Raw genomic sequence first — 12,515 nt, forward strand, 5'->3', positions numbered from 1 at the left:
AATGACCCCGCCGGTTGCCCCATGGTGGCGTGATCCCTCTCGTCACCGTGCGGTCTTTGTTCTCGCCCTGCCCATGGTCTTCTCCAATATCTCCACTCCCTTGCTGGGGCTGGTGGACACCTGGGTGATCGGTCACCTCGGTCAGGCCTGGTTTCTGGGGGGCGTCTCGGTTGGCGCGACCCTCATCAATCTCATCTTCTGGCTACTCGGCTTTCTGCGGATGTCGACTACCGGGCTGACGGCGCAGGCCCACGGCGCTGCCAACGGCCGCGCCCAGCTCGATACTCTGCTGCGGGCGCTGGGGTTGGCCATTGCCCTCGGTTTGGCGCTGCTGTTGTTGCTCTTTCCCCTGTTACCCCGACTGATCGCCCTGAGTGGCGGCTCGGCAGAGGTGCAGCTCTATGCCAGCCACTATGTTGAGGTGCGGATCTGGAGCGCGCCGGCGGCGCTCTGCAATCTGGTGATCATGGGTTGGCTGCTGGGGATGCAGGATGCCCGCAGCCCCATGGTGATGCTGATCCTCACCAATCTGGTCAATATGGCGCTCGATGCCCTGTTTGTGCTGGGGCTCGGCTGGCAGGTGCGGGGTGTGGCGGCGGCCTCGGTGCTGGCGGACTACTGCGCGCTGGCCGCCGGGATCTGGCTGGTGCGTCGTCAGCTGCGGCAACTGGCGTCGACGGTGTGGCAGGATGGCTGGCAGCGCTGGCGACAGCTCGCCCCCATGGTGCGGCTGCTCGGCCTAAATCGCGATATCTTCCTGCGTTCCCTCTGTTTGCAGCTCTGCTTCGCCTTTATGACCCTGCAAGGGGCGCGGCTGGGGGATGTGGCGGTGGCCGCCAATGCGGTGTTGCTCAACTTCCTGATGCTCATCTCCTACGGGCTCGATGGCTTTGCCTACGCGGTGGAGGCCATGGTGGGGCGGGCCATCGGTCTGCGGGATCGGCAGAAACTGCGGGAGGCCATAGTGCTCAATCTGGGCTGGGCCGCGCTGATTGCGACCGCATTTACCTTGGGGTTCGCCCTGCTGGGTGGCTGGCTGGTGGGTCAGATTACTGACATTCCGGCGGTAGTGGCGGAGGCGAACCGCCACCTCCCCTGGCTGATCGCCATGCCGTTGCTGGCGGTCTGGTGCTTCCTGCTGGACGGGGTCTTTATCGGGGCGACCCGGGCGCGGGAGATGCGTAACAGCATGATGCTGGCCGCATTTGGCGGCTTCTTCCCGATCTGGTGGCTCTGTCAGTCGTGGGGGGTGGCCGCCTTGTGGGCGGCGATGGCGGCACTGATGGTGGGGCGCGGCCTGTCGCTGGGGGTCACCTGCTGGCGGTTGGAGCGTAGCGGGCAACTGCTCGACGCCCGCCACTGATCCGCGATGGCGCTTACATGGCGCCGTCGTAACCGAGCTGGCGCCAGCTCTCGTAGACGAATACCGACACGGCGTTAGAGAGATTCATGCTGCGGCTCTGGGGCACCATAGGGATGCGCAGCCGCTGCTCGAATGGCAGGCTCTCGATGATCTCGATGGGCAGGCCGCGACTCTCCGGGCCAAACAGCAGGGCGTCGCCAAGGGCATATTGGGCTGCCGAGTGCGCGGTGCGGCCCTTGGTGGTGCAGGCGAACACTCGCTTGGGCGCCACGGCTGCCAGAAAGGCTTCATAGCTTGGCCAGCGCTTCACCTCGGCAAACTCGTGATAGTCGAGTCCCGCCCGCTTCACCCGCTTGTCATCCCACTCAAATCCCAGCGGCTCGATCAGATGGAGCCGGTAACCGGTATTGGCGCAGAGCCGGATGATATTGCCGGTATTGGGCGGAATTTCAGGCTGGTAGAGGACGATATCGAGCATGACGAGTTCCTGCAAAGAGATGTAAAGCCAAGAAGGGGCGCCAGCATACCCAGCGCCCGTCCGGATGAAAAGGATCAGGCGATGGGCAAGCGGATGGTGATGGTCAGCCCGGTCGGATGATTGTTGCTGGCCGCAATGGTGCCGCCATGGCGCTGAATGGCCTCTGCGGCGATGGCCAAGCCGAGCCCGGTGCCGCCGGTCTTGGCGTTGCGAGCATCATCGACCCGGAAGAAGGGCTGGAACAGCAGCGCTTGTTGCTCGTCAGGCACCCCGGGACCGTCATCCCGAATGATCATCACCCACTCCAGCCCCTCCCGATACCAGTCTACCTTGATGAACTCGCGGGCATACTTGAGGGCGTTGCGCAGAGGGTTCTCCACCGCTCGCGCCAGCAGCTCGGGCCACATCTGGATTGACTCGGCAGGCAGCGGCTGCAATCTGAGCTGCTTGCCGCTCTGGTTCGCCTCGAACATGGCATCCTCAAGAATGGGTTCCAGCAGCGCTGCCAGCGGATGGATCACCGGCGCCTCTACATGCTGCTGCACCCGCGACAGATCCAGCAGATCGCCGATCAGCTTGTCCAGCCGTCCTATCTCCGATTCGATCCGTGCCAGTTCGGCGCTGTCCCCCTGCTTGCGGCGGATCAGCGCCTGCGCCAGCTGCATTCGGGTGAGGGGGCTGCGCAGCTCGTGGGAGATATCGGAAAGCAGCTGTTTCTGCTTCTGGATCATGCTCTTGAGCGTCTCCACCATGCGGCTGACGTTATCTGCAAGTTGGCCAATTTCGTCCCCCCGTCCCAGGTTGGGGATCTGCACCTCCAGATTACCGGCCGCCAGCTGGGAGACCGATTTTTGCAGCTGCAGGATAGGGCGGGTCAGCCGCCAAGCCAGCAGCAGGCAGAGCGGGGTACTGACCAGCATAGAGATGCCCAGAATGCGGATCGGGTGGTCCAGCACCTGAATGAACAGAAACAGGTAAGGGTTTTCGGCATTGAGGCCGAAATAGACGTGGTAGCTGTGACCGTGATGCTCCATCAGAAAGGGGCCGGCGATGGCCTTGCGATCCTCGTTGCCCAGCATGGGGTTGGCCGGGTCATCGGCATCCACCATGAAGCGCACCACGAACTTGCGGGGATGGGCGGTGGACTGGATCTGCCCCTTCTCATCACGGATGTAGACGTTATCCACCGGCAGCATGGCGATTTTGTCCATCACCCTGCTCAGGTCGAAATCCCGATCCGGCTCGGCGGCGTTGAGCAGGGCCTGCACGTTATTCTGCATCCGCGCTGCTTCATGGGTCGGCAACGGGATCTGGTTGCGGGGATCCAGGGTTGGCAGGCTGATCACGGCGGCCAGCATCACCAGCAGCATGAACCAGAACCAGAGGAAGATGTGGGTCGAAATGCTGTTGAGGGAGCGGGGGCTCTCTATTCTTGTTCTAGCCACAGGTAACCGCGCCCCCTTACGGTTTTGAAGCGGGGCTGGTCATCGGTACGATCTGGCAGCTTCTTGCGCAAATTACTCAGGTGCATGTCGATAGCGCGATCGAAGGGCTCCAGCTTTTTGCCCAGTACCTGTTCCGAGAGGTGGCTCTTGCTGACGATCTGGCCGGGGTTGCGCAGCAGGCACTCCAGCAGGCCGAACTCGGTGGCGGTCAACTCCAGCAGCTGTTCGCCGCAGCGAGCTTGTTGCAGACCAGGTTGCAGCACGATGTCCATAAAGTGAACTTCGTCGGAGGCGTTGCCACGCTGGGGTGGGGCGCTCTGGGTGCGGCGCAGGATGGCACGTACCCGGGCCAGCAGCTCCCGATCATCGAAAGGCTTGGCCAGATAGTCGTCAGCCCCCGCCTCCAGACCGTTGACCCGGTCCTGGCTGTCGCCGCGTGCAGTCAGCATCAACACCGGGGTGTCGTGGGTCTTGCGCAGCTTGGTCAGCATGGCAAAGCCGTTTAGTCTGGGCATCATCACATCCAGCAGTACCAGGTCAAAAGTCTGCTCGCTCAGCCGCAGCAGTCCCTCTTCACCATCCTCTGCGACCGTGACCTGAAATCCCTCCAGGGTCAGAATTTCGGTAAGCAACTGGGTCAATTCAAGGTCGTCATCAACGAGGAGTATTCTGTTCATCTGGAGTTATTCCGCAGATTTTCGCGCCAAACTGGCGTCGGGGTCAGGGTATAATAAGTTTTTCACCGTCATAGGAAAGCCGGTTTTGAGCCATCAACAATATTCCCGTTGGGTTACCTTTGCCAGTATGGCTGCGGTCGCCACTGCTACCGTGCTGATTATCGGCAAACTGATCGCCTGGTTGATGACTGACTCATCGACTCTGTTGGCGTCACTCACCGACTCCTTCATGGATGTCAGTGCCTCCATCATCAACCTGTTTGCCATCCGCTATGCGCTGGCCCCTGCCGATGACGAGCACCGCTTTGGTCACGGTAAGGCGGAGTCGCTGGCGGGGCTGATCCAGTCTGCGTTCATTTCGGGCTCGGCGCTGCTGCTGGTGATGCACGGCATCTCCTCTTTGCTCAACCAGGCTCCGATCCATCGACTGGAGGCGGGGTTGTGGGTCAGTGGCGGGTCTATCGTGCTGACGCTGCTGCTGGTCAGTTTTCAGGGTTTTGTCATCCGTAAGACCAACAGCGTGGCCATCAAGGCGGACATGCTGCACTACCGCTCAGATCTGCTGCTCAATGCCGGTGTCTTGCTGGCGCTGGTGTTGGCGGGGCAGGGTTGGTATTGGGCCGACGGCCTGTTTGCCATTCTGATCGGGCTGTTCCTGTTGTGGGGGGCGGGACACATCGGCTATGAGTCGGTGCAGGCGCTGCTCGATCGTCAGTTGCCAGCCGAAGAACAAGCGAGAATAATGGCCCTCTGCTGCGCCGTAGAAGGTGTGCATGGTGTGCATGATCTGCGTACCCGTCAATCCGGGCCGACTCGCTTCGTTCAGTTGCATCTGGAGCTTGATGATCAGATCCCGCTGGTCCAGGCCCATCAGATCGCCGATGAAGCCGAACTGGCGGTGCGCCAGGCATTCGAGCGGATGGATGTCATCATCCACATGGACCCCATCTCGGTGCTGACAAAAGAACAACAGAGCCCCCACCCCGAACAACAGTAGGCTGCAACATGGATGAACTGGTTGCCAAAACCTGGCAGAAAATTCAGCAAGAAGCACAGTGCATGGTGACCGAAGAGCCCATGCTGGCCAGCTTTTTCCACTCCACCATTCTCAATCACAAGAATCTGCGGTCGGCTCTCAGCTTCCAGCTGGCCAACAAGCTCGACAGTGCCACCATGCCGGCCATCGTCTTGCGCGAAGTGATCGAGCTGGCCTTGCACAGTGAGCCGCAACTGCTGGCAGCTGTTGCGGCTGACATCTGCGCCGTGCAGGAACGTGACCCGGCGGTCGATCTCTTCTCCACCCCGTTGCTCTATCTCAAGGGCTTCCATGCCCTGCAGGGCTATCGGGTTGCCAACTGGTTGTGGCGGCAAGGGCGGCGCTCGCTGGCCCTCTATCTGCAAAACCAGATCTCGGTGGTGTTCGGGGTGGATGTGCACCCGGCCGCCCGCATCGGCAAGGGGATCATGTTTGACCATGCCACCGGCATCGTGGTCGGGGAAACAGCGGTGATCGAAGATGATGTCTCGATCCTGCAGAGCGTGACCCTCGGCGGTACCGGCAAGGAGAGCGGTGATCGCCATCCCAAGATCCGCGAAGGGGTGATGATAGGGGCGGGCGCCAAGGTGCTCGGCAATATCGAAGTGGGCATGGGGGCCAAAATCGGCGCGGGCAGCGTGGTGATCAACCCGGTACCACCTCACACCACAGTAGCCGGGGTACCGGCCAAGATCGTTGGCCGCCCGGATTGCGACAAGCCTTCACTGGATATGGATCAGTGCCTCTGATCCCCTGACCGAGACAATTCGATGGCCAAGCGCTGGTCAGGTTACCTGATCCTGGGGATGTGGCTGCTCAACCTGCTTCATCTCTATCTGGGGTTATCCCCCTGGCCTGCCGCCATCGCAGCCTGGGGGGCGTCACTGCTCACCTGGCCATGGCTGGTGGGGGCCGCCAAACGGCAAGCGCTGGCCCTTTATGGTGCGGCCCTGTTGCTGCTCATTTTCTCCTGGTGGCGGGGGGCCAGCCTCGCTGCTGGCGACTGGCTGCTGCCCAACATCAATATGCTCACCATGTTTGCCGCAGTGAGCACCCTTAATCTCGCCACCTCCGGCCTGCTGACCGGCACTACCTCCTGGACCGGACGTAAGGGGCTGTGGAGCACCATGGCCAGCCTCAATTTGCTGGGGGCGGTGATCAATCTCTCGGTGCTGTTCATCATCGGCGATCGGCTGGAGCGCAACGGGACGCTGGAGCGGCGTCAGGTGATGGTGCTAAGCCGTATCTTCTGTGCCGCCGCCTTCTGGTCACCCTTCTTTGTTGCCATGGCGGTGGCGCTCACCTATGCCCCTGGCTTGCAGCTCTCCCATATTCTGCCGTTCGGGATCCTCGCTGCCTTGCTGGCGATGGGCTTGACCGCCTGGCAGGTGGAGCGGATCGGGGTGGCCGACTTTGCCGGTTATCCGCTGCGACTGCAGACGCTGGGCTTGCCGGTCACGCTGGCGTTGCTGGTGCTGCTGATCAAGCAGATTTGGCCCCAGCTTGGCATTCTGGCGGTGATTGCGCTGGTGGCCCCTTTATTGGCGTTGCTCTTTATGCCGAGGGTCGGGCGCAAGGCGGCCCTCAAGCGACAGGTGGTGGAGCGCTTTCCCGCCATCGGCGGTCAGCTGGTGCTGTTTCTGGGGGCCGGTTTGCTGGCGGCGGGCATTAACAGTGCGCTGTCAGTAGTCGAGTTTGATATGGGGCACGGTCTACCGCTGTTCAACCACTTTGGCTGGCTCGAAGCCTCCCTGACGCTGTTATTCATTTTGCTGGTGGCCATTGTCGGGGTTCATCCGCTGATCACTATTTCTGCCGTGGCACCGCTGCTCTGGCCGCTGTCGCCAGACCCCAGTCTGCTTGGCATGTGCTTCTTGCTGGGATGGGGGCTCGCCACCGGCACCAGTCCGCTCTCGGGCTCCAATCTCGCGTTGGCCTCCCGCTACAACTTGAGTGCTGCCCTGATCCTGCGTTGGAATCTGTGTTACGGGCTGATGATGTACGCTATCGCCAGCCTGTTGTTGGGGGCCTATAGCGCCTTGTATGGATGAGGTGGAATCGATACTGATCTCACCCTTGGCCAGCCTGTTGGCAGGGGGTTGTTTGCTGGTTATCAGGCTCTTGTATCGGATCGGGCGCAGGATGCGAGAAAAATAGACGCATATTTAGACAATACATCTTTGGAAGGCGCATTTTGCAGCGCACTGGCTTGTTTGTGCCAATGCGGTCGAGGTATGCTGGCTTCACGCGCTTGAATCGCCCTCTGTGGGGCATCGCAATTGAACAAACAGGTATGCATATGTCACTAGAAGTCCTTGAGCAACTCGAATCCAAAGTACAATCCGCCGTCGATAACATCTCCCTGCTGAAAATGGAGCTGGACGAGCTGAAAGAGCAGAATGGCAAGCTGCAAGACGAGAACCATCAGCTGCGCAACGAACATGTTGCATGGCAGGAGCGTCTGCGTGCCCTGCTGGGCAAAATGGAGCAGATGGGCGAAACCATCTAATTCATTGCCATCAGGCAGAATTGAAAACGGGCCGCTCCATGAGCGGCCCGTCTGTTTTTGGCGAGTTGGGGATTACAGCGCCAGTAGCTGCCGGACTGTTTTCTCGATGCCGTCTGCCGCTTCAACAATATTGCTGGCCAGCATGTAGGCGGGGGTGGAGATCACCTTGCGTTCCTGATCCACCACGAACTCGTTGACCGGGCAGTTCAGGTGACTGCCGCCCATCGCCTCGATGGCGTTGGCGGTCCCCTCGTCATGGCCGATGGTCGCCAGCGTTCCGGCGCCATAGATCAGCGGGATCATCGCCGGTGCAATGCAGATATAGGCGGCTGGCTTGTTGGCGTTGGCAAAACTTTGGCACGCTTTCAGCACATCGGGCTGGATTTGGCACTCGGCCCCCTTGATGGCGAAGTCGCACAGGTTCTTGGCGGCGCCAAAGCCACCGGGCACCAGCAGCGCGTCATAGTCGCGTGCATCTAACTCTGCCACATCACGGATCTGGCCACGGCAGATGCGGGCCGCTTCGACCAGCACATTGCGGCTCTCTCCCTCGCTCACTTCACCGGTCAGGTGGTTGATCACATGAAGCTGTGCTACGTTCGGTGCGAAGCACTGCACGGCTGCTCCCTGGCGGGCCAGCGCCAGTAGGCTGATGACGGCTTCATGAATTTCGGCCCCGTCAAAGACGCCACAGCCACTCAAAATCACGGCCACTTTTTTCATGGCAAACTCCTCGTTGTTGAAAATGTGAGCCAAGATAGATTGTTGTACTTTTGTATGGTTATCGCTCGCCATCCGCTGGTCAAGTCATCTCGCTGTGCTAGGATTGTTTCGTTTTGGATCCTGCCTTACCTACTCCCTTAAATCTTTTTCCACATTGATCGAGATCATTCTAACGGTGTTGCGGTCTATTTATTGGATTTCAACCTGTTGTTTTATATTGGCTTTTATATTTTTGTGCACAGCTTGATCACTGATGAACATCCAGGTGGCTATTTTTGAACACAGAGTTATCCACAGCCTTGGGCGTTTGAAGTGCCCGTTTATGGTGGTATTACGCCCCTTGGTGTGAAGGGGCCCCTGTGGCATCCTAGCGGCTATTTATCTTTGGCAGGACGATTTCATGGCCTCTAGCAATCCCCTTATTCTGGTCGACGGCTCCTCTTATCTGTACCGCGCTTTCTTTGCCTCCCAGCAGGCCGACCTGCGTACCTCGACCGGTTTGCCGAGCGGCGCCGTCCGTGTCATGGCCAACATGATGCGCAGCCTGCGCAAGCAATACCCTGACTGTCATGTGGCCGTGGTGTTTGATGCCAAGGGCAAGACCTTCCGCGACGATATCTATCCCGAATACAAGGCCAATCGCCCCAGCATGCCGGAAGACCTGCGCAGCCAGGTCGCTCCCATCCATCAGATGATCAAGGCGATGGGCTTCCCCTTTTTGATGATCGACGGGGTTGAGGCGGATGACGTGATCGGCACCCTGGCCCGTCAGGCGACCGAGAAGCAGCTGCCAGTGCTGATCAGTACCGGTGACAAGGACATGGCGCAGCTGGTTTCCGACCATGTCACCCTGATCGATACCATGAAAGATCTGAAGACCGATCGGGAAGGGGTGATCGAGAAGTTTGGCGTGCCGCCCGAGCTCATCATCGACTATCTGGCCCTGATGGGTGACAAGGTCGATAACATTCCCGGCATGACCGGTGTCGGTGAGAAGACCGCACTGGCACTGCTGCAGGGGATTGGCAGCATTGACGAGATTGCCGCCAACCTCGACAAGGTGGCCGCTCTTGGCTTTCGTGGCTCCAAGGCGTTTGCCGACAAGTTCCGTGAGCAGGAAGAGCAGGTTCGCCTCTCTTATACCTTGGCGACCATCAAGACCGATGTGGTGCTGGAGCAGGATCTGGAACAGCTGTTGCTCAAACCGGTCGACAAGGAGTCGTTGTTGGCGGTCTACCGCGAATATGAGCTGCGCAACCTGATCAAAGAGCTGGATTCCGGTGGCGAAGAGAGCGTCGGATCGGAAGAGGCAAGTAGCGAGGCGGCTGCTCCGGTTGCCGCCATCGAAACCGACTACCGCTGCATTCTGGACGAAGCCGAGTTTGACGGCTGGCTGGCCCAACTGCAGGCCGCGCCGCTGTTCGCCTTCGATACCGAAACCACCAGTCTCGACTATATGGAGGCGCGGATCGTCGGCGTCTCCTTCGCGGTTGAGCCGGGCAAAGCCGCTTATGTACCGTTTGGCCACGACTATCTCGGGGCGCCGGTACAGCTGAGCGAGGCTGTGGTGCTGGGCAAGCTCAAACCGCTACTGGAAAATCCGGCCCGTCTCAAGGTGGGGCAGAATCTCAAATACGATCGCAACGTGCTGCTCAACCACGACATCGACCTGCAAGGTATCGCCTACGACACCATGCTCGAATCCTACGTGCTTAACTCCACCGCCAGTCGCCACGACATGGATTCGCTGGCCAAGCGTTATCTCGGGGTCGAGACCACCTCCTTTGAAGATATCGCAGGCAAAGGGGTGAAACAGCTCACCTTCAACCAGATCGAGCTGGAGCAGGCCGCCCCCTATGCGGCGGAAGATGCCGATATCACTCTGCGTCTGCACCAGACCCTCTGGGGTCAGCTGGAAGCCGTGCCGGGCCTTGCCAGGGTATTCAACGAAATCGAGCTGCCGCTGCTGCCGGTATTGGCGCGGATGGAGTTGCTCGGCACTACCATAGATCCCAAGCTGCTGCATCAGCAGAGCCAGGAGATCGAACTGCGGCTGGCCGAGCTGGAGCGTCAGGCCCACGAGCTGGCAGGACAGGAGTTCAACCTCTCCTCGCCCAAGCAGCTGGGGGAGATCCTCTTCACCAAGCTGGGCTTGCCGATCATCAAAAAGACCCCCAAGGGAGCGCCGTCCACCGCAGAAGAGGTGCTGGCCGAGCTGGCGGAGACCTATGAACTGCCACGCCTGTTGATGGAGCATCGCGGCCTGGCCAAACTCAAGTCCACCTATACCGACAAGCTGCCGCTGATGATCAAGCCCCAGACCGGGCGGGTACATACCTCCTATCATCAGGCGGTAGCGGCCACGGGTCGTTTGTCATCATCTGATCCCAACCTGCAGAATATTCCGGTGCGTAACGAGCAGGGGCGCCGGATCCGTCAGGCATTCATCCCGAGCGCCGGTTACAAGCTGGTGGCGGCGGACTACTCCCAGATCGAGCTGCGCATCATGGCGCACCTCTCCGGTGATAAGGGGCTGCTGACCGCCTTTGCCGAGGGCAAGGACATTCACAAGGCGACGGCTGCCGAGGTATTCGGTGTAGCGCTCGATGCAGTCACCACCGACATGCGCCGCAGCGCCAAGGCGATCAACTTCGGCCTTATCTACGGCATGAGCGCTTTCGGTCTGGCCAAGCAGCTGGGGATCGGTCGCGCCGAAGCGCAGAAGTACATGGACCTCTACTTCGAACGCTACCCGGGGGTGCTGGAGTATATGGAGCGCACCCGCCAGCAGGCGGAAGCCCAGGGTTATGTCGAGACCCTGTTCGGTCGTCGCCTCTATCTGCCGGATATCAAGTCCCGCAACGCCGGTCTGCGCAAGGGCGCCGAGCGGGCCGCCATCAATGCTCCGATGCAAGGCACTGCCGCCGATATCATCAAGCGCGCCATGATCAACGTGGACAGTTGGATCCGCGGCATCGAGGATGAGTCGATCCGTATGCTGATGCAGGTACACGATGAACTGGTGTTCGAGATCCGCGCAGAGAAGCTGGAGGAGTACACCGCCATCATCAAGGAGAAGATGTCAGCGGCGGCCGATCTGCATGTGCCGCTGTTAGTCGAAGCGGGCTCCGGCGATAACTGGGATCAGGCCCACTGATCCACCATGTTCGGTTGCTATATATAGCTATATAAGAAGAGAAGCCCGGCACACTGCCGGGCTTCCTGTTTCTGCCCCGTCATCAAGCCTCTTGCAGATACTCATCCTTGAGCAGGACATAGTTGTCGGCCGAGGTTTTGAGAAAGGTAATTTCGGCGGGTTTGAGGGGGCGAGCCTGCTTGACGGGATTGCCTATATATAGAAAGCCCGATTCGAGTCGTTTGCCAGGTGGTACCAGCGAACCTGCGCCGATCATCACATCATCTTCGACCACTACCCCGTCCAGAATAATGGCCCCCATGCCGACCAGCACCCTATTGCCGATGGTGCAGCCGTGCAGCATCGCCTTGTGACCGACCGTGACATCTTCCCCGATCAGCAGCGGATAACCATCAGGGTTGCTGGCACTCTTGCGAGTCAGGTGCAGCACTGTGCCGTCCTGAATATTGCTGCGGGCGCCGATGTGGATATGATTCACGTCGCCCCGCGCCGCTACCATGGGCCAAATGCTGGCATCATCGGCCAGCTCGATATCACCCACCAGTGTGGCGCAGGGATCTATATATACCCGTTTGCCCAGTTGCGGGCGTTTTCCCTTGTAGGGTCTCAGTCGCAAGTCCATCTTGGCCTCCTTGTTTTCGGCCATTCTAGCAATCCAGAACCAGATTCTGTTGATAAGTTTGTATAAAAGCTGTGTGTTGATATGAATAACTAAAAAATCGCACTTTTTAGCAATTTAAAAGCTTTAAAGCCTTGCAAGCATGTCGAAGATCCCTATAATGCGCCCCTACCAGCACGGCGGAACACGCCGGACTGATGAGCTAGCTTCCTGGTGAAGTGGGCGCCGAAAGAAAAGCGAAAACAATCGCTTGACTCTCGAAGTGAGAAGCGTATTATACGCCTCCTCAGCGCGACAAGCGCAACGCTCTTTAACAATTTGAATCAAGCAATCTGTGTGGGCACTCACAGCATCGAGCATCAAAATTAATTTTTGATTTTCAATGTCTGGTGAAGTGACCAAGACGATTTCTTAGCAATAAGAAGTCGAACAGTTTATTTCAGCAATTCATTGAGCCGCTGAATGCTTGTTACTTCGGTAACAGCACGAAGCAAACCAAACTTAAATT

At 59.2% G+C, this 12,515-nt stretch carries 11 protein-coding genes; 6 read left to right on the forward strand and 5 right to left on the reverse strand.

The genetic code is table 11. The features are described 5' to 3' along the window. Position 1: 1 nt before the first annotated feature. Complete coding sequence (locus BN1135_RS15525) at positions 2-1,363, forward strand: MATE family efflux transporter (RefSeq protein ID WP_042022681.1); 1,362 nt, start codon at positions 2-4, stop codon at positions 1,361-1,363. A 13-nt stretch (positions 1,364-1,376) separates the two neighbouring features. Here BN1135_RS15525 and trmL read toward each other — a convergent pair whose 3' ends face one another. The 3 genes from trmL to BN1135_RS15540 all read right to left on the reverse strand — a co-directional run bounded on the left by trmL (position 1,377) and on the right by BN1135_RS15540 (position 3,963). Then, positions 1,377-1,841: a tRNA (uridine(34)/cytosine(34)/5-carboxymethylaminomethyluridine(34)-2'-O)-methyltransferase TrmL gene (gene trmL, locus BN1135_RS15530; RefSeq protein ID WP_005339545.1), complete on the reverse strand. Its 465-nt coding sequence runs from the start codon at positions 1,839-1,841 to the stop codon at positions 1,377-1,379. 74 nt (positions 1,842-1,915) lie between these two features. Beyond that, the gene (locus tag BN1135_RS15535; RefSeq protein WP_396027173.1) at positions 1,916-3,286 is read right to left on the reverse strand and encodes an ATP-binding protein; all 1,371 of its coding nucleotides are present in this window, start codon (positions 3,284-3,286) and stop codon (positions 1,916-1,918) included. After that, positions 3,268-3,963 carry a response regulator gene (locus BN1135_RS15540; protein ID WP_042022683.1) on the reverse strand — a complete coding sequence of 232 codons (696 nt, stop codon included), beginning with the start codon at positions 3,961-3,963 and terminating at the stop codon, positions 3,268-3,270. Before BN1135_RS15540 ends, BN1135_RS15535 begins: the two co-directional genes overlap by 19 nt. An 85-nt stretch (positions 3,964-4,048) precedes the next feature. On the opposite strand from BN1135_RS15540, the gene fieF reads away from it, so the two are divergent. The 4 genes from fieF (at position 4,049) to BN1135_RS15560 (ending at position 7,508) form a co-directional block, all read left to right on the forward strand. Continuing rightward, complete coding sequence (gene fieF / locus BN1135_RS15545; protein WP_042022684.1) at positions 4,049-4,960, forward strand: cation efflux pump FieF; 912 nt, start codon at positions 4,049-4,051, stop codon at positions 4,958-4,960. A gap of 8 nt (positions 4,961-4,968) precedes the next feature. After that, positions 4,969-5,748: a serine O-acetyltransferase gene (gene cysE / locus BN1135_RS15550; protein ID WP_042022685.1), complete on the forward strand. Its 780-nt coding sequence runs from the start codon at positions 4,969-4,971 to the stop codon at positions 5,746-5,748. Between the two features lie 21 nt (positions 5,749-5,769). After that, positions 5,770-7,050, forward strand: coding sequence for a hypothetical protein (locus tag BN1135_RS15555; protein WP_042022686.1), 1,281 nt, complete (start codon positions 5,770-5,772; stop codon positions 7,048-7,050). 248 nt (positions 7,051-7,298) lie between these two features. Further along, the gene (locus BN1135_RS15560; RefSeq protein WP_042022687.1) at positions 7,299-7,508 is read left to right on the forward strand and encodes a cell division protein ZapB; all 210 of its coding nucleotides are present in this window, start codon (positions 7,299-7,301) and stop codon (positions 7,506-7,508) included. Between the two features lie 72 nt (positions 7,509-7,580). Here BN1135_RS15560 and elbB read toward each other — a convergent pair whose 3' ends face one another. After that, complete coding sequence (elbB, locus tag BN1135_RS15565; protein ID WP_042022689.1) at positions 7,581-8,231, reverse strand: isoprenoid biosynthesis glyoxalase ElbB; 651 nt, start codon at positions 8,229-8,231, stop codon at positions 7,581-7,583. Positions 8,232-8,631: 400 nt separating this feature from the next. On the opposite strand from elbB, the gene polA reads away from it, so the two are divergent. Further along, positions 8,632-11,388 (forward strand): DNA polymerase I, encoded by a 2,757-nt coding sequence (gene polA, locus BN1135_RS15570; RefSeq protein WP_042022690.1) that lies wholly within the window; start codon positions 8,632-8,634, stop codon positions 11,386-11,388. 82 nt (positions 11,389-11,470) lie between these two features. Here the strand turns inward: polA and BN1135_RS15575 are convergent, their stop codons facing one another. Further along, positions 11,471-12,010 carry a gamma carbonic anhydrase family protein gene (locus tag BN1135_RS15575; RefSeq protein ID WP_042022707.1) on the reverse strand — a complete coding sequence of 180 codons (540 nt, stop codon included), beginning with the start codon at positions 12,008-12,010 and terminating at the stop codon, positions 11,471-11,473. Between the last annotated feature and the right edge of the window lie 505 nt (positions 12,011-12,515).

The organism is Aeromonas sobria (genome assembly GCF_000820145.1).
GTDB classification, from domain to species: Bacteria; Pseudomonadota; Gammaproteobacteria; order Enterobacterales; family Aeromonadaceae; genus Aeromonas; species Aeromonas sobria.

Excerpts from the sequence above, each read along its gene's own strand:
- trmL (WP_005339545.1), bottom strand. The coding sequence starts at position 1,841 with ATGCTCGATATCGTCCTCTACCAGCCTGAAATTCCGCCCAATACCGGC.
- BN1135_RS15525 (WP_042022681.1), top strand. The coding sequence starts at position 2 with ATGACCCCGCCGGTTGCCCCATGGTGGCGTGATCCCTCTCGTCACCGT.
- BN1135_RS15560 (WP_042022687.1), top strand. The coding sequence starts at position 7,299 with ATGTCACTAGAAGTCCTTGAGCAACTCGAATCCAAAGTACAATCCGCC.
- BN1135_RS15575 (WP_042022707.1), bottom strand. The coding sequence starts at position 12,010 with ATGGACTTGCGACTGAGACCCTACAAGGGAAAACGCCCGCAACTGGGC.
- BN1135_RS15540 (WP_042022683.1), bottom strand. The coding sequence starts at position 3,963 with ATGAACAGAATACTCCTCGTTGATGACGACCTTGAATTGACCCAGTTG.
- elbB (WP_042022689.1), bottom strand. The coding sequence starts at position 8,231 with ATGAAAAAAGTGGCCGTGATTTTGAGTGGCTGTGGCGTCTTTGACGGG.
- BN1135_RS15555 (WP_042022686.1), top strand. The coding sequence starts at position 5,770 with ATGGCCAAGCGCTGGTCAGGTTACCTGATCCTGGGGATGTGGCTGCTC.
- polA (WP_042022690.1), top strand. The coding sequence starts at position 8,632 with ATGGCCTCTAGCAATCCCCTTATTCTGGTCGACGGCTCCTCTTATCTG.
- cysE (WP_042022685.1), top strand. The coding sequence starts at position 4,969 with ATGGATGAACTGGTTGCCAAAACCTGGCAGAAAATTCAGCAAGAAGCA.